The organism is Variovorax sp. V213, assembly GCF_041154455.1.
Lineage (GTDB): Bacteria > Pseudomonadota > Gammaproteobacteria > Burkholderiales > Burkholderiaceae_C > Variovorax.
Genome location: NZ_AP028664.1, coordinates 4,158,215 through 4,177,817 on the forward strand (window position 1 = coordinate 4,158,215; position 19,603 = coordinate 4,177,817).

Annotated in this window: 15 protein-coding genes; 7 read left to right on the top strand and 8 right to left on the bottom strand. The window is 67.1% G+C overall.

Going from position 1 to position 19,603, the window contains the following annotated elements:
• The first annotated feature begins 101 nt into the window (after positions 1 to 101).
• On the top strand, positions 102 to 1,892 hold the full coding sequence (locus ACAM55_RS19780; RefSeq protein ID WP_369653169.1) for an ABC transporter ATP-binding protein/permease: 1,791 nt from the start codon (positions 102 to 104) through the stop codon (positions 1,890 to 1,892).
• On the opposite strand, the gene queC is transcribed toward ACAM55_RS19780, so the two are convergent.
• Entirely contained in the window at positions 1,889 to 2,593 is a 705-nt protein-coding gene (gene queC / locus ACAM55_RS19785) for a 7-cyano-7-deazaguanine synthase QueC (RefSeq protein WP_369653170.1), read from the bottom strand. The genes ACAM55_RS19780 and queC overlap by 4 nt on opposite strands.
• Before the next feature lie 164 nt (positions 2,594 to 2,757).
• Between queC and ACAM55_RS19790 the strand changes: the two genes are divergently transcribed.
• Entirely contained in the window at positions 2,758 to 3,861 is a 1,104-nt protein-coding gene (locus ACAM55_RS19790) for an acyltransferase family protein (RefSeq protein WP_369653171.1), read from the top strand.
• A gap of 25 nt (positions 3,862 to 3,886) precedes the next feature.
• On the opposite strand, the gene ACAM55_RS19795 is transcribed toward ACAM55_RS19790, so the two are convergent.
• Together ACAM55_RS19795 and ACAM55_RS19800 are read right to left on the bottom strand one after the other, a co-directional pair.
• Entirely contained in the window at positions 3,887 to 4,381 is a 495-nt protein-coding gene (locus tag ACAM55_RS19795; protein WP_369653172.1) for a DUF1854 domain-containing protein, read from the bottom strand.
• Complete coding sequence (locus tag ACAM55_RS19800; RefSeq protein WP_369653173.1) at positions 4,381 to 6,660, bottom strand: ABC transporter ATP-binding protein; 2,280 nt, start codon at positions 6,658 to 6,660, stop codon at positions 4,381 to 4,383. Before ACAM55_RS19800 ends, ACAM55_RS19795 begins: the two co-directional genes overlap by 1 nt.
• Before the next feature lie 139 nt (positions 6,661 to 6,799).
• Between ACAM55_RS19800 and cphA (ACAM55_RS19805) the strand changes: the two genes are divergently transcribed.
• The 5 genes from cphA (ACAM55_RS19805) (at position 6,800) to ACAM55_RS19825 (ending at position 13,279) form a co-directional block, all read left to right on the top strand.
• Entirely contained in the window at positions 6,800 to 9,043 is a 2,244-nt protein-coding gene (cphA, locus tag ACAM55_RS19805; protein WP_369653174.1) for a cyanophycin synthetase, read from the top strand.
• A gap of 67 nt (positions 9,044 to 9,110) precedes the next feature.
• Positions 9,111 to 11,678 carry a cyanophycin synthetase gene (cphA, locus tag ACAM55_RS19810; RefSeq protein WP_369653175.1) on the top strand — a complete coding sequence of 856 codons (2,568 nt, stop codon included), beginning with the start codon at positions 9,111 to 9,113 and terminating at the stop codon, positions 11,676 to 11,678.
• A gap of 170 nt (positions 11,679 to 11,848) precedes the next feature.
• A complete protein-coding gene (locus ACAM55_RS19815) occupies positions 11,849 to 12,250 on the top strand; it encodes a hypothetical protein (RefSeq protein ID WP_369653176.1) in 402 nt (133 codons plus the stop codon).
• 81 nt (positions 12,251 to 12,331) lie between these two features.
• Complete coding sequence (locus tag ACAM55_RS19820; RefSeq protein WP_369653177.1) at positions 12,332 to 12,859, top strand: hypothetical protein; 528 nt, start codon at positions 12,332 to 12,334, stop codon at positions 12,857 to 12,859.
• A 165-nt stretch (positions 12,860 to 13,024) separates the two neighbouring features.
• A complete protein-coding gene (locus ACAM55_RS19825) occupies positions 13,025 to 13,279 on the top strand; it encodes a hypothetical protein (protein WP_012746204.1) in 255 nt (84 codons plus the stop codon).
• 31 nt (positions 13,280 to 13,310) lie between these two features.
• Here the strand turns inward: ACAM55_RS19825 and ACAM55_RS19830 are convergent, their stop codons facing one another.
• From ACAM55_RS19830 to ACAM55_RS19850, 5 genes are read right to left on the bottom strand one after another with little or no spacing between them, the layout of a single operon-like run.
• Positions 13,311 to 14,228, bottom strand: coding sequence for a dihydrodipicolinate synthase family protein (locus ACAM55_RS19830; RefSeq protein WP_369653178.1), 918 nt, complete (start codon positions 14,226 to 14,228; stop codon positions 13,311 to 13,313).
• A 6-nt stretch (positions 14,229 to 14,234) separates the two neighbouring features.
• Positions 14,235 to 15,986: an IlvD/Edd family dehydratase gene (locus ACAM55_RS19835; RefSeq protein ID WP_369653179.1), complete on the bottom strand. Its 1,752-nt coding sequence runs from the start codon at positions 15,984 to 15,986 to the stop codon at positions 14,235 to 14,237.
• 38 nt (positions 15,987 to 16,024) lie between these two features.
• The gene (yjfF, locus tag ACAM55_RS19840) at positions 16,025 to 17,053 is read right to left on the bottom strand and encodes a galactofuranose ABC transporter, permease protein YjfF (RefSeq protein ID WP_369653180.1); all 1,029 of its coding nucleotides are present in this window, start codon (positions 17,051 to 17,053) and stop codon (positions 16,025 to 16,027) included.
• On the bottom strand, positions 17,050 to 18,084 hold the full coding sequence (locus ACAM55_RS19845) for an ABC transporter permease (RefSeq protein ID WP_369653181.1): 1,035 nt from the start codon (positions 18,082 to 18,084) through the stop codon (positions 17,050 to 17,052). The genes yjfF and ACAM55_RS19845 overlap by 4 nt, the downstream gene beginning before the upstream one ends.
• Positions 18,081 to 19,601, bottom strand: a complete 1,521-nt coding sequence (locus tag ACAM55_RS19850; RefSeq protein ID WP_369653182.1) for a sugar ABC transporter ATP-binding protein — start codon at positions 19,599 to 19,601, stop codon at positions 18,081 to 18,083. Before ACAM55_RS19850 ends, ACAM55_RS19845 begins: the two co-directional genes overlap by 4 nt.
• Between the last annotated feature and the right edge of the window lie 2 nt (positions 19,602 to 19,603).

The following is a 19,603-nucleotide window of genomic DNA, read 5'->3' on the forward strand; positions in this document are numbered from 1 at the left end:
TTTCGAGGTTCCGGGCGGGGCTTCAGGCCCGTTTAAGGAACATTTGACTACCATGGTTCCTCACGATGTCCGGCGCACCCGCGCCCACCGAGGAAATCTGCATGTCTTTATCCGTCCCGGCGCGTGCCGCCACGTTCGCCCAGGTCCTGCGGCGCGTTTTCGCGCTTGCGGCGCCCTACTTCCGTTCCGAGGAGAAATGGCGCGCACGCGCCATGCTGCTGGGCATCGTCGCGCTGAACCTGTTCTATGTGTACGTGGCCGTGCTGGGCAACCAGTGGTACGGGCGCTTCTACGATGCGCTGCAGAACAAGGACTCGGCTGTCTTCTGGCGCGAGGTCGGCGTCTTCGGCTGGATCGCCTTCGCCAACATCGCGGTCCAGGTGCTCAAGTTCTATGTGACGCAACTGCTGCAGCTGCGCTGGCGCACCTGGATGACGCGCGATTACCTGTCGCGCTGGATGTCCGACCGGACCTTCTATCACCTCGAACTCGCGCGCTACGCCCAGAACGACGGCCATACGCCGGACAATCCCGACCAGCGGATCCAGGAGGACATGCAGATGTTCACCGACTACACGATGTCGCTGTCCATGGGCCTCCTGAACGCGGTGGTCACGCTCGTGAGCTTCGTGGGCATTCTCTGGGGGCTGTCGGGCAACTTCGATCTCACGTTGAGCGGAACCACCTACCAGATCGCGGGTGCGATGGTCTGGCTGGCGGTGGTGTACTGCGTGGTCGGCACGGTCATCACGCACTACATCGGCCGCCCGCTGATCGGCACCAACTTCCGGCAACAGCGCTTCGAGGCCGACTTCCGGCACCACCTGGTCCGGGTACGCGAGTACAGCGAGGCCATTGCGCTGGACAAGGGCGAGAAGGTCGAGCACGGCCAACTCGACCTGCGCTTCGGCAGCGTGCTGCGCAACTATCTGGTGCTCATCAAGCAGCAGAAGAACCTGATCACTTTCACCGCCTTCTTCGGGCAGGCCGCCGTGATCTTTCCATTCATCGTGGCCGCACCGAGGTTCTTCAGCGGCGCGATCCAGCTCGGCCAGCTGATGCAGATCTCGTCGGCCTTCGGCAAGGTGCAGGATTCGCTCAGTTGGTTCGTCGACAACTACGACCGCGTGGCCGTCTGGCGCGCCACCACCGACCGGCTCACCAGCTTCGACGATGCCATGCGCGCCCATGCGGCCCAGAGTCAGGCGCTCGACCGCGACGGCACCGCGCCCGCGCTGCAAACCGGCGATCTCGGCGTGGCGCTGCCCAACGGCACCTCGCTCCTCTCGGGCGCGGCGCTGGCCGTGAAGCCGGGCGACAGCGTGCTGTTGCAAGGCCCATCGGGCAGCGGCAAGTCGACCCTGTTTCGCACCTTTGCCGGCATCTGGCCGTTTGCGCGCGGCCACGTGAAGGTGCCTGAAGGCGCGGTGTTCATGCCGCAGCGGCCCTACGTGCCGGACGGCACCCTGCGCAACGCGCTGGCCTACCCCAATCCGGCCGAGAACTACAGCGACGCCGAGCTGCGCCAGGCTCTCGTCGACGCGCTGCTGCCCGACCTGGTGAACCGGCTCGACGACAGCGATGTCTGGAGCCAGAAGCTCTCGGGTGGCGAGCAGCAGCGCCTGTCCATCGCGCGCGTGCTGCTGAAGAAACCGTCATGGCTTTTTGCCGACGAGATCACCAGCGCGCTCGATGCCGAGGCCGAGGGCGTGCTCTACAAGCGGCTCTCCGACCGGGTGAAGGCCGCGGGCGGCGCCATGGTGTCGATTGCGCACCGCGCGGCGGTGGGCGACTTCCACAACCAGCGTTGGACACTGGTGCCTCAGGCCGACGGCGCACCGGCCGGCAGCGCACGCTACCGGCTCGAAACCTCGGCCTCCCCAGCTTCTTAAGCGCGGGAGGCGTAGCGCTCCCAGCCCTTCTTGCGCAGGTCGCAGGCGGGGCATTCGCCGCAGCCGTAGCCCCAGGCCTGGCGATGCTCGCGGTCGCCGAGATAGCAGGTGTGGGTTTCTTCCACGATGAGTTCGACCAGCGCCTCGCCGCCCAGGCGCTCGGCCATCTGCCAGGTCTCGGCCTTGTCGATCCACATCAGCGGCGTCTCGATGACCAGGCGGCGCTCCAGGCCGAGCGACAGCGCGAGCTGCATCGCCTTCATGGTGTCGTCGCGGCAGTCGGGGTAGCCGGAAAAGTCGGTCTCGCAGACGCCGGTGACGATCACCTGCAGGCCGCGCCGGTAGGCCAGCGCACCGGCCAGGGTCAGGAACAGCAGGTTGCGTCCGGGCACGAACGTGTTGGGCAGGCCGTCGGCCTGCATTTCGAAGGCCACCTCTTCCGTCAGCGAGGAGCCGCCGAGCTGGGCAAGTGCCGCCAGCGTGAGCACGTGGTCTTCGCCCAGGCGCGGGGCCCAGTCGGGAAAGCGCTGGCGCATCTTCGTGAGGATGGTGCCGCGCACGTCGAGTTCGACGCGGTGCCGCTGGCCGTAGTCGAAACCCAGCGTCTCGACGCGCTGGTACTTCGAAAGCGCATCCGCGAGGCAGGTGGTCGAGTCCTGGCCACCGGAAAACAGGACGAGGGCGGTGGTGTGCAAGGGCATTTCGCTTCAACGGGGGGCCGTTGCCGGTTCAAAGCGTCGATTTTCGCAGCCCGTGGGACGCAGCGTCGCGCGGGGGCAACAAGAGAGACCGCCGGGACACGTTCAGTGCACCACAAAAGTACTCTGCCGGGGCAAAATCCGCTCCCTCGGAGGAGGCCGCCAAAATGCGCGAACAAGGGTCGATCCACGACCTTGACGACTATCTGCAAACACGGAATTTCGCAGCGCTGGACGGCCTGCGAGCCGTTGCCGTCTTCCTCGTTTTCGGATTTCACTTCGGCGGCCCCAGCTGGGACAAGTTCTCCGGCTGGCTGGGCGTGCATGCCTTTTTCGTGCTCTCCGGCTTCCTGATCACCACCTTGCTGCTGCGCGAGCGCGATGCCACCGGCACGGTGTCGCTGAGGGCGTTCTACATCCGGCGCGCGGCCCGCATCCTGCCGCTCTACTTTCTCGTCTATCTGCTGGTGCTGGGCCTGAGCTTCGTCGCCCAGGGCGCGGCGTGGCAACAGATGAAGGCGGCCACGCCCTACTACCTCACGCTGCTGAACGAGCTCGCCGACTTCGCGCCGCTCCAGATGACCTGGACCCTGGGCGTCGAGTGGAAGTACTACCTCCTGTGGCCGGCCGTGTTCGCGCTGTTCGGCTCGACCTGCGCCTCGCGCTTCGGAACCGCGGCATGCGGCCTTGCGCTGCTGGCCGCGGTCTGGATGACGGGCGCTCACCCGTCCTGGTTTTCGCCCTGGCACTACCTCGGAATGCTGGTCGGCTCGATGGTGGCCATCGCGATGCATTCGCGCAGGACCTTTGGCTGGATGCGCATTTTCATGACGCAGGCGGCAGCCCTTGCGGTTGGGCTTGCGCTCGTCGCCGTGCACCGCAAATCGCTGGCCATCTCCGCTTGGATCGGCCAGCCGCAGCTGATCGCGATCTACGTGCTGCTGGTGGGCATGCTGCTGCCTGCGCTGGTTGCGAACACCTGGTTGCGCCGCGTTCTCTCGTCGCGTTTTCTTCTGTTCGTGGGACGCCGTTCGTACGCGATGTACCTGGTGCAGTACCTGGCCGCCCAAGCCGTGATCGGCATGTCGCCCGCCACGGTCGCAGGGCCCTTGCTGCTGTTCGCGTCCTTCGGCGTTGCACTCGTCGCATCCGATTTTCTGTACCGCCGGTTCGAGAAGCCCATCACCGACTGGGGCCAGCAGCGCGCCAGGGCCACAGGGCAGCAGGCGCGTGCACTGCCCGCCGCGCCGGGCGGCGCCGCGTCGGCCTGAATCCGTTCGCGCTGGCCGTGCGCTTTTAAAGAAAGCGCTCGAGCAGCTTGCGCGAGGCGCGGTCGAGCACCTTCACATCGGGAATGCGGAACTGCACGCCATGCGCGCTGGCGATCAGCAACGCGCCGCCCTCGAGCCGGCGGATGTCTTCCTCGGCCTTGAGCACGAAGCTGGTGTCGCCGCGGTCGGTGCTCACCGTCCAGGTGCTGGGCACGCCGAAGCTCGACACACCGTGCAGCTTCAGCAGCGTGGGCGCGAAATCACGTACCGCCAGTTCCTGTTCGAGCAGTGCGCGGGTCGGCGGCGGCAGCGCTTCGACGCGGTCGATCCAGACCAGCTCGCGACCCTCGCTGCCGACCAGCGACACGCCTTCGCCGGGCGCACTGAGCGGAAAGGCCCGCACGGGCGTGACGCCGACGTGGCGCTCGCCCTGCGCATCGGTCAGCACCAGCCGGCCGAAGGAGTCGCGCTCGAGATCGAAAACGGGAAGAGGGGTGGTGTTGTCGTTGGGGGTGCTCATCACGCGTCTCCCGCCGGGTGGGCTGCATGGCTGACCAGCGGCAGCTGGGCGCCGGCGCGTTCGTCGATTGCGCCTTCGCTCGCATCTTCGTCGGCCTGGCGCAACTGTGCCTGATAGAGCCGCCAATAGGCGCCCTGCTTCGCCATCAAGGCGTCGTGCGGCCCCACCTCGACCACCTCGCCTCGGTCCATCACCACCAGCCGGTCGGCCTTGCGCAGCGTCGACAGGCGGTGCGCGATGGCGATGGTGGTGCGGCCCTGCACGAGGTTGTCGAGGGCCTTCTGGATCTCTTTTTCCGTCTCGGTGTCCACGGCCGAAGTCGCTTCGTCGAGGATCAGGATGCGCGGGTCGATCAAGAGCGCACGCGCGATGCTGATGCGCTGGCGCTCGCCACCCGAAAGGCCCTGGCCCCGCTCGCCCACGAGCGAGTCGTAGCCGTGCGGCAGGCGCAGGATGAAGTCGTGCGCATGCGCGGCGCGCGCGGCGGCCACCACTTCCTGGCGTGTGGCGTCGGGCTTGCCGTAGGCGATGTTCTGCGCAATGGTGCCGAAGAAGAGAAATGGCTCCTGCAGCACCAGCCCGACATGGCGCCGGTAGTCGGCCACCGCAAAGCGGCGGATGTCGGTGCCGTCGACCTTGATGGCGCCGTCCGTCACGTCGTAGAAGCGGCAGATCAGGTTGACCAGCGTGCTCTTGCCCGAGCCGCTGTGGCCCACCAGGCCGATCATCTCGCCGGGCTCGATGGTCAGGTCGAGGTCGCGGATCACGGCGCGCGACCCGTATCGGAAGCCCAGGCCGCTCATTTCGATGCGCCCCTGCACGCGCTCGATCTTCACGGGGTTGGCCGGCTCGGGCACGTTGCTCACGTGGTCGAGGATGTCGAAAATGCGCTTGGCGCCGGCCGCCGCCTTCTGCGTGACCGACACGATGCGGCTCATCGAATCGAGCCGCGTGTAGAAGCGGCCGATGTACGCGATGAACGCGGTGAGCACACCCACGGTGATGCTGCCGCGCGCCACCTGCCAGATGCCGAAGCCCCAGACCACGAGCAGACCGATTTCAGTCAACAGCGACACGGTGGGCGTGAACAGCGACCAGGTGCGGTTGAGCTTGTCGTTCACCTGCAGGTTGTAGGCGTTGGCGATGCGAAAGCGCTCGGCCTCGCGGCGCTCCTGTGCGAAGGCCTTGACCACGCGGATGCCGGGGATGGTGTCGGCCAGCACGTTGGTGACCTCCGACCAGACACGGTCGATCTTCTCGAACCCGGTGCGCAGGCGGTCGCGCACCACGTGGATCATCCAGGCGATGAAGGGCAGCGGCACCAGGGTGACCACCGCAAGCAGCGGATTGATGGACACGAGGATGACCGCGGTCATCACGATCATCAGCACGTCGTTCGCAAAATCGAGTGCATGCAGCGAAAGAAACACGTTGATGCGGTCGGTTTCGGAGCCGATGCGTGCCATCAGGTCGCCGGTACGCTTGCCGCCGAAATAGTCGAGCGGCAGCGTCAGCAGGTGCTCGTAGGTGGTGGTGCGCAGGTCGGCGCCGATGCGCTCCGACACCAGCGCCAGCAGATAAGTGCGGGCCCAGCCAAGGCCCCAGCCGACCAGCGCTGCGCCGAGCAGGCCGCTCAGATACAAGCCCACCCGCGCCGGATCGATCTTCTGACCGTTCTGGAATGGAATCAGGATGTCGTCCATCAACGGGATGGTCAGGTAAGGCGGCACCAGCGTTGCGGCGGTGGAAATCAGCGTCAGCAGAAACCCCGCGATCAGCTGCTTGCGATAGGGCTTGGCAAAGCGGCCCAGCCGCAGCAGCACCCAGGTCGAGGGGGGCGTCTGCAGTTCGGTGTCGGTGCCGGCCAGTTCGTCGCCGTCGGGTTCGACTGTCACCTCAGCGACAGTGCCGTTTTCGCGCTGGCCGAAAAGCTTGAGCAGCCGCAGCGCAGCCGGCTGGTTGGCCAGCGTGTAACGCCAGCGCGCCAAAAGCCCTTCAGCACCCATCAATTCGAGCGTTCCGACACCCGAATGGTCGCTCAATTGCAAACCGAGCGAGGAATCTGATAGTGTCCACTCACACCACTGGCCGCCCGGTTGCAGCGCCAGCAGGCGCCGATCGGTGAGGGCGACGAGACCAAAGGTAAACAGAAGTTCGTCGTCGAGGTCAACCGGTAATGTGACCAGAACGTTTTCCGCGACTGCGAGCCGGCTTTTCAGCGCGTCTGAGGCCGCCTCGGTTTCGCCCTCCCGGGCGCCGACTGGATCGTGATGTTGCATTGTGTTTCTTTGACTCTTTCCCGTCGCGGGCCGCATGGACCGCTTCATGGCGTCCTTTGTCGGGCGCCGATTCTGACCGATTGCCATGGGCGCGCTTGAAGGCGCCGTGGTGCTCGGCCAAAGCACATCGAACGTTTGCATGACCCGTTTCGACGACATCCGCCTGCTGCGCATCAATTATTTGCGTGGTCCCAACCTCTGGACCTACCGGCCCGTGCTGGAAGTCTGGCTCGATCTGGGGCAGTTGGAAGACTACCCGTCCAACAAGATCGACGGCTTCACCGACCGCCTCACGGCCCTGCTGCCGGCGCTCATCGAGCACCACTGCGGCGTGGGCGAGCGCGGCGGCTTCATCCAGCGGCTGACCGAAGGCACCTGGTCGGGCCATGTGCTCGAGCACGTGGTGATCGAGCTCTTGAACCTGGCCGGCATGCCGACCGGTTTCGGCCAGACCCGCAGTACCTCGGAGCACGGCGTCTACCGCATGGTGTTTCGCGCGCGCGACGAGCAGGTGGCCCGGGTGGCACTGGCCGAAGGCCACCGCCTGCTGATGGCCGCCATCAACAACGACCCGTTCACCGCCCATGACGTGCAAAAAGCCGTCGATGCGGTCAAGGCCAAGGTCGAAGACTGCTATCTCGGCCCGAGCACCGCGGCCATCGTGTCCGCCGCCACCGACCGCGGCATTCCGCACATGCGGCTCAACAGCGGCAACCTGGTGCAGCTGGGCTACGGCGCCAACCAGCAGCGCATCTGGACCGCGGAGACCGACTACACCAGCGCCATCGGCGAATCGATTGCCAGCGACAAGGAGCTGACCAAGTCGCTGCTCGCGAGCTGCGGCGTGCCGGTGCCCGAGGGCCAGGTGGTGGCCAACGCCGAAGAAGCCTGGGAAGCCGCCGAAGATATCGGCCTGCCGGTGGTCGTGAAACCGTCGGACGCCAACCACGGCCGCGGCGTGTCGCTCGAACTCACCACGCGCGAAGAAGTCATGGCCGCCTTCGCGGTCGCCGAGCCCGAGGGCAGCGACGTGATGGTCGAGCGCTTCATCCGCGGCCACGAACACCGCCTGCTGGTGGTGGGCGGCGAAGTGGTGGCCGCCGCGCGCGGCGAGATCATCACCGTCACGGGCGACGGCAAGAGCACGGTCGCCGAGCTGATCGAGAAGCAGCTCAACAGCGATCCGCGCCGCGGCGCCGAAGAGGAATACCCGCTCGACCTGATCGTGCTGGACACCGACGCCAAGCTGCAGCTCGAACTCAAGCGCCAGGAACTCGACGGTGCTTCCGTGCCGGCCGCCGGCCGCGTGGTCACGATCCAGCGCAACGGCAACATGGCCAACGACTGCACCGACCAGGTCCACCCCGAAGTGGCACACGCCGCCGTGCTGGCCGCGCGGGTGGTGGGCCTCGACATCGCGGGCATCGACCTCGTGGCGCAGGACATCGGCAAGCCGCTCGGCCCGCAGCGCGGCGCCATCGTCGAAGTCAATGCCGGCCCCGGCCTCTTGATGCACCTGAAGCCGGCCGTAGGCTCGCCGCGCCCGGTGGGCCGCGCGATCTGCGACCACCTGTTTCCCAATGATGCGCCGGGCCGCATTCCGGTCGTTGGCGTGGCCGGCTCCAAGGACACCGCCGTGCTCGCGCGCCTGGTCGCCTGGCTCATCAACCTGGGCGGGCGCCACACGGGCCTGGCCTGCCGCGACGGCCTGTTCCTCGAGCGCCGCCGCGTCGATGCGCGCGACAGCGCCAACTGGGACGCCGGCCACCGCCTGCTCGTGAACCGTGCCGTGCAGGCCGTGGTGATCGAGAACGGTGCCGGGACCATCCTGCGCGACGGCCTCGCCTACGACCGCTGCGAAGTCGGCATCGTGACCGACCTCGAAGGCGCCGAAGCGCTGGCCGACTACGACATCACCGAGAGCGACCAGATGGTCAAGGTGCTGCGCACGCAGGTCGACGTGGTGCTCGGCGAAGGCACGGCCGTACTGAACGCGGGCGATCCGCGCGTGGCCGGCCTGGCGCCGCTGTGCGATGGCGCCGTCATTCTCTACGCCGCCGATCCGCAAGCCGCCGCGCTCACCGCGCACCAGACCGCCGGCGGCAAGGCCGTGCTGGTGCGGCAGGACCGCGTGGTGCTCGCCAATGGCAGCAGCGAATCCTTCCTGCCGGGCCTCGGCCGGCTGACCATCTGGCGGGCCACCCACGCGGGCGTCAGCCTCGAGAGCCTGCTGGCCGCGGTGGCCGCCGCCTGGGCACTGGGCATTCCGCTGAACCTCATCGGCGCCGGCGTCGAAGCCTTCGAGGCCGACCTGCAGGCGGCGCTGGCCTCGCTGCAGCTTTCGCAGACCCAGCCGCTTTCGTCCCAACCACAATTTGCCTGATGCGCCACGCCGCCCCGACTCCACCAAGCGAGGCGGCCCCCATCGTCCAACCGAACCGCGTCGCCCCATGAAAGTCACCCGTATCCGCGCCCTGCGCGGTCCCAATCTCTGGAGCCGCCACACCGCCATCGAGGCCGTGGTGGCCTGCGAAGGCGACGAGAACGCCATCAGCAGGCTGCCGGGCTTCGAAGCCCGCCTGCGTGCGCGCTTTCCCACCATCGGCGAACTGCATCCGATGGTGCTAGGCCAGCCGCTGGCATTGGCACACGTGCTCGAGAACGCCGCCGTGGCGCTCCAGTCGCAAGCCGGCTGCGCCGTCAACTTCGGCCATACCGCGCCTACGGTCGAAGAAGGCGTCTACCAGGTCACCTTCCAGTACAGCGAAGAAGAGGTCGGGCGCCGCGCGCTCGCACTGGCCGAAGAGCTGATCGCGGCCGCATTGGCCGACACGGCCTTCGACGCCACCGCTGCCATCACCGAGCTGCGCGACCTCGACGAATCCGAGCGCCTCGGCCCGAGCACCGGCTCCATCGTCGACGCCGCCGTGGCGCGCGGCATTCCTTACCGCCGCCTCACCAGCGGCAGCCTCGTGCAGTTCGGCTGGGGTTCCAAGCAGCGCCGCATCCAGGCCGCCGAGATCGACAGCACCAGCGGCGTGGCCGAATCGATCGCGCAGGACAAGGAACTCACCAAGCAATTGCTCAATGCCGCGGGCGTGCCCGTGCCGCTGGGCCGTCCCGTCTCCGATGCCGAGGACGGTTGGGCCGCAGCCATGGAAATCGGCCTGCCCGTGGTCGTGAAGCCGCAGGACGGCAACCAGGGCAAGGGCGTCACGGTCAACATCACGACGCGCGAGCAACTCACGGCCGCCTACGACTCGGCCGCCGTGTACGGTGAAGTCATGGTCGAGAAATTCCTGCCGGGCTTCGACTTCCGCCTGCTGGTGGTGGGCGACCGCCTCGTGGCCGCCGCGCGGCGCGACCCGCCGCACGTGATCGGCGACGGCAGCTCCACCGTGCGCCAGCTGGTGGACACCGTCAACCTCGACCCGCGCCGCGGCGAAGGGCATGCCACGTCGCTCACCAAGATCCGGCTCGACGACATCGCCATCGGCCGCCTGGAGGCGCAGGGCCTCACGCCCGGTAGCGTGCCCGATCGCGGCCAGCGCGTGGTGCTGCGCAACAACGCCAACCTGTCCACCGGCGGTACGGCCACCGACGTGACCGACACCGTGCACCCCGAAGTGGCTGCGCGCGCCGTCGATGCGGCACAGATGGTCGGGCTGCACATCTGCGGCGTCGACATGGTGTGCGAGAACGTTCTGCGTCCGCTCGAAGAACAGCATGGCGGCGTGGTCGAAGTGAATGCCGCGCCGGGCCTGCGCATGCACATCTCGCCTTCGTTCGGCCGCGGCCGCGCGGTCGGCGAGGCCATCATGGACACGCTCTTCGCACCCGGCGACGATGGCCGCATTCCGGTGGTGGCCGTGACCGGCACCAACGGCAAGACCACCACGGCGCGCCTCATCAACCACCTGCTCGCATCGAGCGGGCTGCGCACCGGCATGACCAACACCGACGGCGTGTATGTCGACGGGCGCCAGACCGACAGTGGCGACTGCAGCGGCCCCAAGAGCGCGCGCAACGTTCTCATGCACCCCGACGTCGATGCGGCCGTGTTCGAAGTGGCGCGCGGCGGCGTGCTGCGCGAAGGCCTCGGCTTCGACCGCTGCCAGGTGGCGGTGGTCACCAACATCGGCAGCGGCGACCACCTGGGCCTGAACTACATCACCACGGTCGAAGACCTCGCGGTGCTCAAGCGCGTGGTGGTTCGCAACGTCGCGCCCGATGGCTATGCGGTGCTCAACGCCGCCGACGTCAACGTGGCCGCCATGGCCGCGGGCTGCCCCGGCCATGTGATCTTCTTCACCGCCGACCGCCAGCATCCGGTGATGGCCACGCACCGCGCGCAGGGCAAGCGCACCGTCTATGTCGACCAGGACACGCTGGTGGCGGCCGAAGGCTCGTGGCGCGAGCGCATCGCGCTGCGCGACGTGCCCATCACGCGCAACGGCACCATCGGCTTCCAGGTCGACAACGTGATGGCCTCGGTGGCGGCAGCATGGGCCGTGGGGCTCGACTGGGACACCATCCGCAGCGGCCTCGCGAGCTTCATGAACGACGCGGCCGGCGTGCCGGGACGCTTCAACGTGATGGACTACCGCGGCGCCACCGTGATCGCCGACTACGGCCACAACACCGACGCCATGCGCGCGCTGGTGTCGGCCGTGGACACGATGCCGGCCAACAAGCGCTCGGTGGTGATCAGCGGCGCGGGCGACCGGCGCGATTCCGACATCCGCGACCAGACCGCCATCCTGGGCCAGGCCTTCGACGACGTCATCCTGTACCAGGACGCAGCCCAGCGCGGCCGCGCCGACGGCGAGGTGATGGCGCTGCTGCGCCAGGGCTTGCAAGACGCGGCGCGCACGCGCTACATCGACGAGATCCGCGGCGAGTTCGTTGCCATCGACACCGCGCTCGCCAGGCTGCAGCCTGGCGACCTGTCGCTGATCCTGGTCGACCAGGTCGAGGAAGCGCTCGCGCACCTCGCGCAGCGCATCGCGGCGGGCTGACCCGCCACGGGCCGGCCACCGCCGGCCCCATGCCGGACACGTCCCACACACATGGGCGAGTCTGGCCGGGCCTGCTGTCTGCGCAGTCCCACACCCTGCAAGGGGTGCACCGGACCACACTGCGGGTCCGGTCGCGCTTTCGGAGGGCGCGCCTCAATCAGGAGCACCCGATGACAACAACAGTTCGTTCCACCCTTTCTGCTGCCGCGCTTCTTGCAGCAGTGTTCAGCGCGTCGATCGCGCAGGCACAGGCGCCCGGCTCCGCCGAGCGCGCGCAGCAGGAGCGCGCCACCTGCGATGGCGTTCAGCAGGACCGCGCCGCGTGCCTTCGCGAAGCCGGTGCCGCGCGGCAGGAAGCAGGCCGCAACGGGCTGACCAGTGTCGGCCCCGGCCGCGCCGACGCCAATGCCATGGCGCGTTGCCGCGAACAGCCCTCGGCCGACCGCGCCGATTGCGAAGCGCGCCTGCAGGGCGGCGCACGCACCAGCACCGAGGGCAGCGTGATGGGGGGCGGCATCATCCGCGAAACGGTCACGCCGCTGCCGCCGCAACCCGCCTCACCCACGCGTTGAGCATCGCCGCGCGGAACCTGGCGCGGCCCGTCCTTTCCAACTAATTCACCTCATGTTTCAGGTCACTCCAAGGAGCACACCATGAACAGCACCACCCGTTCGATGATTGCCGCCCTCATTGCCGTGGGCGGTATTGCCGCGGTCACGTCGGCCTCGGCCCAGCCGCGCCGCGGCGACTCCACTTACCGGCAGGAGCTCTCGGTCTGCGGCAACAACCAGCAAGACCGCGCGGCCTGTATCCGCGAAGCCGGCGCCGCACGCCAGGAGGCTGCGCGCGGCGGGCTGACCAGCGCACCCGACTACCAGCGCAATGCCCTCGCGCGCTGCGGGCTCCAACCGCCAGCCGACCGCGCAGACTGCGAGGCACGCGTGCTTGGCGGCAGCGGCAATAGCCGCGGCACTGTCGACGGCAGCGTGATGGGCGGCGGCGTGATTCGCGAGTCGGTCACTACCGTCGTGATGCCCGCGCCTGCGGTGATGCCAGCGCCGATGCCCGCGCCTTCCCGCGTCCCGTCACCGGCCATTGCACCGGTGGAACCGATGGCACCTGCGCCCATGGAGCCGATGCCGGCCCCGATGCCTATGCCGATGCCGACACCTGTTCGCTGAAGCGCAGGACACCCATGCCGCACGCGCCGCCCATTCGGTGCGGCGGCCGGGCGCCTCCACCACGCGCAAGCGCCGCGATGACCCCGCTTGTCACGAGACTGTCATAAAGCACGGGCGCGTGCTAGCTATAGTTCTCGGTCTCTGCCTACCGAGGAACTCTTTCCCATGAATGCCATCAAGGTCGCTCGCCGATTCATCGAAACGGACCCGGCCAACGAATCGGCCAAGATCCTGGCGCAGCTCGTGTTGGCGCTCGAATCCGAACGCAGCTTCGAGTTGGTCACGCTCTACAGCTTGGACTACAAGAGCTTCGAACTCGCCATGGACATCCTGAAGGAATGGCGGCTCGACCGCTATTACGCGAGCAAGTCGAAGCTGTTCGATTTGTCGCTGCAGGTCAGCGAACTCGAGAAGAGCTGAGCGCCCTTCTCTCTTTCCTTCTCTACGCTCTTCAACGCCCCCAGCGCAGCACCAGCGGATCGAGCCGTTTCGCGGTTTCGATCAGGCCGGCGCGCGTGTCGGGGTGCATCGTCGGCAGCGGGTGGCGCGGCGCCTCGCAGGCGATCACGCCGCCTTCTTTCATCAGCGCCTTGCAGGCGAGCAAGCCGGCCTGGCGGTTCTCGTAGTTGATGAGCGGCAGCCATTGCTGGTAAAGCGCAAAGGCCTTCTCTCGGTCGCCCGCGCGGTGCGCCTCGATGATCGGGCGGATGCCATCGGGATAGCCACCGCCCGTCATGGAGCCGGTCGCACCCGCATCCAGATCGGGCATCAGCGTGATGGCTTCCTCGCCGTCCCACGGGCCCTCGACCGCATCGCCGCCCAGGCGAATCAACTCGCGCAGCTTGGACGCCGCACCCGGGGTCTCGATCTTGAAATACGCCACCTGCTCGATCTCGCGTGCCATGCGCGCCAGAAAAGGCGCCGACAGCAAGGTGCCGCTCGCGGGCGCGTCCTGGATCATGATCGGAATGCCCACCGCATCCGAGAGACCGGCGTAGAACTCGAAGATCTGCGGCTCCGGCACTCGGAAGGTGGCGCCGTGATAGGGCGGCATCACCATCAGCATGGCGGCGCCCATGTCTTGCGCGCGGCGGCTGCGTTCGGCGCAGATGCGGGTGCTGTAGTGGGTGGTGGTGACGATCACCGGCACGCGGCCGGCCACGTGCTCGAGCACTGTGCGCGTGAGCACCTCGCGCTCTTCGTCGGAGAGAACGAACTGCTCCGAGAAGTTGGCAAGGATGCACAGCCCGTCGGAGCCCGCATCGATCATGAAATCGACGCAGCGCTTCTGGCTTTCGAGATCGAGGGCGCCCTGTTCGGTGAAGGTGGTGGGCACCACCGGGAAGATGCCGCGGTATCTGGGAGTCATGATGGATCAGTGTGAATGGCGGGGAACGGCGGAGCCTCTGCAGCCCACCAGAAAGTCAAAGTCGCAGCCCTCGTCGGCCTGCAGCACGTGGTTGACGTAGAGCTTCTGGTAGCCGCCGCCGCGCGTGCTCATGGGCTGCGCATCGGCGCTCGACAGCGAAGCCAGGCGGGATGCGAGTTCGTCGTCGCTGATATCGAGGTGCAGCCGGCCCGCATCGCAATCGAGTTCGATCCAGTCGCCGTCGCGCACCGCGGCCAAAGGTCCGCCGTCCGCGGCTTCAGGAGCGACGTGCAGCACCACGGTGCCATAGGCCGTACCGCTCATGCGCGCGTCCGAGATGCGCACCATGTCCTTCACGCCCTGGCGCAGCAACTTCGGCGGCAGCCCCATGTTGCCCACCTCGGCCATGCCTGGATAGCCCTTTGGGCCGCAGTTCTTCAGCACCATCACCGAACTCGCATCCACATCGAGAGATTCGTCGACGATGCGCTCCTTGTAGTGTTCGAGGTTCTCGAACACCACCGCGCGGCCCCGGTGCTTCAGCAACTCGGGCGACGCCGCGGAGGGCTTGAGCACCGCGCCGCGCGGCGAGAGATTGCCACGCAGGATGCGGATGCCGCCATCGGCAATCAGTGGGTTGTCCAGGGGACGGATCACCTCGTCGTTGAGGCTCGGCGCGTCCCGCACGTTGTCCCAGAGCGACTGGCCGTTGACGGTGAGCGCGCCTGGGTGCGGCAGCAGGCCGCTTTCGCCCAGGCGGCGCAACACGGCGGGCAGGCCGCCCGCGTAGTAGAACTCCTCCATCAGGAATCGGCCTGAAGGCTGCAGATCGACAATGGTGGGCGTGTCGCTGCCGATGCGCGTCCAGTCTTCCAGCTCGAGATCGACGCCGATGCGACCCGCAATCGCCTTCAGATGGATCACCGCATTGGTCGATCCGCCGATGGCCGCATTGACGCGAATGGCGTTCTCAAAAGCCTCGCGCGTGAGAATCTTGGACAGCGTGAGCCCTTCTTTCGCCATCTCCACTGCGCGCATGCCCGACATCTGGGCGAGCACGTAGCGCCGCGCGTCGACCGCCGGAATCGCCGCGTTGTGCGGCAGCGAAGTCCCCAGCGCCTCGGCCATGCAGGCCATGGTCGAAGCGGTGCCCATGGTGTTGCAGGTGCCCGCCGAGCGCGACATGCCGCCTTCGGCCGAGAGGAACTGATGCAGGTTGATCTCGCCGGCCTTGAGCGATTCGTGCAGTTGCCACACGGCCGTGCCCGAGCCGATGTTCTTGCCCTCGAGCTTGCCGTTCAACATGGGTCCGCCCGTCACCACGATGGCCGGTATGTCGCAGCTCGCGGCCCCCATCAGCAGCGCGGGCGTGGTCTTGTCGCAGCCCGTGAGCAACACCACCGCATCGACCGGGTTGCCGCGGATGGCTTCTTCCACGTCCATGCTCGCCAGGTTGCGCGTGAGCATGGCCGTGGGCCGCAGGTTCGATTCGCCGTTGGAGAACACCGGAAACTCGACCGGGAAGCCGCCCGCTTCCGAGATGCCGCGCTTCACATGCTCGGCGATCTTGCGGAAGTGCGCATTGCAGGGCGTGAGCTCCGACCAGGTGTTGCAGATGCCGATGATCGGCCGGCCGTCGAACTCATGGTCCGGTATGCCCTGGTTCTTCATCCAGCTGCGGTACATGAAGCCGTTCTTGTCGGCCGAGCCGAACCATTCGGTCGAGCGAAGCTTCTTCTTGGGGGTATCGTCCGGCATGCGGGGGTTCCTGAAAAGCGAGAGAGAAAAAGAAAGTTTCAGCGCCGTGGCGCGCGCGAAGTGAAGAAGCGCTGCAGCAGGCAGAACACGAAGAGCAGCGCGCCCACGACGATGCGTGTCCACCACGAGCTCAGCGTGCCGTCGAAGGAAATCAGCGTCTGGATGATCCCGAGCATCAGCACGCCGAACAGCGTGCCCGCCACGTAGCCCACGCCGCCCGTGAGCAGCGTGCCGCCGATCACCACCGCCGCGATGGCATCGAGCTCCAGCCCGAGCGCGTGCAGGCCGTAGCCCGACAGCATGTAGAAGGTGAAGATCACGCCCGCCAGCGCCGAGCAGAAACCCGACAGCGTGTAGACGCCCACGAGCGTGGAACGCACCGGCAGGCCCATCAGCATGGCCGAATGCTCGCTGCCGCCAATGGCGTACACCGTGCGGCCGAAGGGCGTGCAATGCGCAACGAACACCGCCGCCAGCAGCACAGCGATGGCGATCACCGCACTGATCGACAGCGAAGCCTCGCCCCACACCGGAATGCGGATCTGCGAAACCTCGGAATAGAACGCGTTGGTGATGCTGATCGAATCGATGCTGATCAGATAGCAAAGCCCGCGCGCCAGGAACATGCCCGCCAGCGTGACGATGAAGGGCTGCAGCCTGAACCGTTCGATGAGCAGCCCCATGAACCCGCCGAAGGCCGTGCCCATGGCCAGCACCAGCGGAATCACCACCGCGGGGCTCCAGCCGTGCTTTTCGACCAGCGAAGCCGACACCATCGTGGTGAGCGCGATCACCGAGCCCACCGAGAGGTCGATGCCGCCCGAAAGAATCACGAAGGTCATGCCCACGGCGACGACGATCAGGAAGGCGTTGTCGATCAGCAGGTTGAGGAACACCTGCGCCGAAAAGAAACCGTCGTAGAACACCGAGCCCAGCGTCGCCATCAGCACGAACAGCGAGATGGTCGCCGTCAACGGCAGGTACTTGGGATTGAACCCTGCCTTGCCCCCTCTCCCGCGTGCGGGAGAGGGCTGGGGTGAGGGTGCCGCTTCGATCACCGCGCTCATGACCTGGCCCCCTCATGCACCGGCCGCTGCACCAGCGCCCGGATCTCCGCCCTGAACTCCGGCGACTGCAACAGCATCACCGCGAACACCACCACGGCCTTCACGACGAGATTGATCTCCGGCGGCACGCCCAGCGAGTAGATGGCGTAGGTCAGCGTCTGGATGATCAGCGCGCCGATCACGCTGCCCATGAGGCTGAAACGCCCGCCCGTGAGCGCGGTACCGCCCAGCGTCACCGCCAGGATCGCGTCGAGCTCCAGCAGCTGTCCCGCGTTGTTGCCGTCCGCGCTCTTCACGTTGGAGCTGATCAGAAGACCCGCGATGCCGGCGCAGACGCCGCAGAACGCATAGGCGCCGACAATGAGCCGGCGTGCCTGCACGCCCGCCACGCGCGCGGCCGTCGGGTTGATGCCCACCGCCTGGATGAACAGGCCCAGCGCAGTGCGCGTGATGGCGAGATAGAGCAGCACGAAGACCGCCGCCACGATGAACAGCGAGAACGGCAGCCCCAGCAGATAGCCGCTGCCGAGGAAGAAGAAAGGCTTGTAGTAGATCGTGATGATCTGCCCGTCGGCGATGAGCTGTGCGATGCCGCGGCCCGCCACCATGAGGATCAGCGTTGCGATGATCGGCTGCATGCCGACCTTGGCGACCAGCATTCCGTTCCATAGGCCGCACAGCAGCGCAATGCCGAGTGCCGCCGCAATGGCCAGCCACATCGGAAAGCGGCTCACGTCGCTCGCCACGGAGCCGCCGATCATCCAGGCCGCCAGTGCCGCGGCAATGGCCACCACCGCGCCCACCGAAATGTCGATGCCGCGCGTGGCAATGACCAGTGTCATGCCGAGCGATACCAGCACCAAAGGCGCCGCGCGGTTGAGGATGTCGACCAGGCTGCCGTAGAGATGGCCGTCGCGCCATTCGAGGTGCAGAAAGCTGGCGTTGAATGCGGTGTTGACCGCGAGCAGCAGTACCAGCGTGACTATCGGCCACGCGAGGCGATGGCCCATGAGGGACGAGAGGCGTTTCATGCTGCTGCAATCATTTCGTAGACCTCGTCTTCGGTCGAACCGCCCGGCAGCTCTCCAACCTTCTTGCGATCGCGCAGCACCACGATGCGATGCGCCACGCGCACCACCTCGCTGATTTCGGAAGAGATGAAGATCACCGCCATGCCCGCGCGTGCGAGCCGCAATATCTCTTCCATGATTTCCTGCTTGGCCGCCACGTCGATGCCGCGCGTCGGCTCGTCCAGGATCAACAGGCGCGGCTCGGTCGCGAGCCAGCGCGCGATCATGGCTTTCTGCTGGTTGCCGCCCGACAGCAGGCCGATGGGAGTTTCCACGCTCGCGGTCTTGATGCCCAGCGACGAGACAAACCGCTCGGCCATCGCGGTCTGCTCGGCGTGCGACAGAAAGCGCCGTGTGCCGAGCCGCGCCTGCAGCGCGAGCGCAATGTTCTCGCGCACCGACAGCTCGGCCACGATGCCGTCGGTCTTGCGCTCTTCGGGGCACAGCGCCAGCCCTTCGCGAATGGCGTCGGCGGGGTTCGAGAAGTTGACGGTTCGGCCGTCGATCCTCAGCACGCCCCGGTCGGGTGTTTCGAGCCCGAACAGCAAACGCGCAAGCTCGGTGCGCCCAGCGCCGAGCAGGCCGGCAATGCCGACGACCTCGCCGGCGCGCACGCGCAAGTCGGTCGCCTGCAGCTGCCCTGCCTGGCCCAGGGCCTCGGCCTGCAGCAACGCCGGCGCCGTTTCGTCGAGTGAGGGAAGCGCAGCCGGCCGCGCCGACTGGGCCGCGAGTTCCCGTCCGAGCATTGCGGCAATCAATGCCTGCGGGCCAAGATCCGCCGCACGCCACTCGCCCACCCAGTTGCCGTTGCGCAGCACCGTGATGCGGTCGGACACCGCATACATCTGGTTGAGAAAGTGCGTCACGAAGACGATGGCGAGCCCTTCGCCGCGCAGGCGCCGCAGCACCTCGAACAGCTTCTCCACCTCGTCATCGTCGAGGCTCGAGGTCGGCTCGTCCAGGATCAGCACCTTTGACGATACGCCGAGCGCGCGCGCTATCGCCACCATCTGCTGCACCGCGACCGAGTAGCTCGACAGCAGTCGGGTCACGTCGATGTCGAGCCCGATGCGCGCCAGCAGCTCCTCGGCACGACGGTTGACGGCCGCCCAGTCGATGCGGAAACCCTGCGCCGCGCCGCAACGCGGATAGCGACCCGCAAACACGTTCTCGGCCACCGAGAGGTTCGGGCACAGGTTGACCTCCTGGTACACCGTGCTGATGCCCAGCTTCTGCGCCTCGAGCGGCGACGCGGGATGAATGGCTTTGCCGTCGAGGTTGATCTCGCCGCCACTCGAAGGGAGCACGCCCGTGAGCACCTTGATCAGCGTCGACTTGCCCGCGCCGTTCTGCCCCATGAGCGCGTGAATCTCGCCCGGATAGAGCCGCAGCTGCACGTCGCGCAGCACCGGAATGCCGCCGAACTGCTTGTGGATGCCCCGCAGTTCGAGCACGGGGCTGATGCTGCTCTGGCTCATGC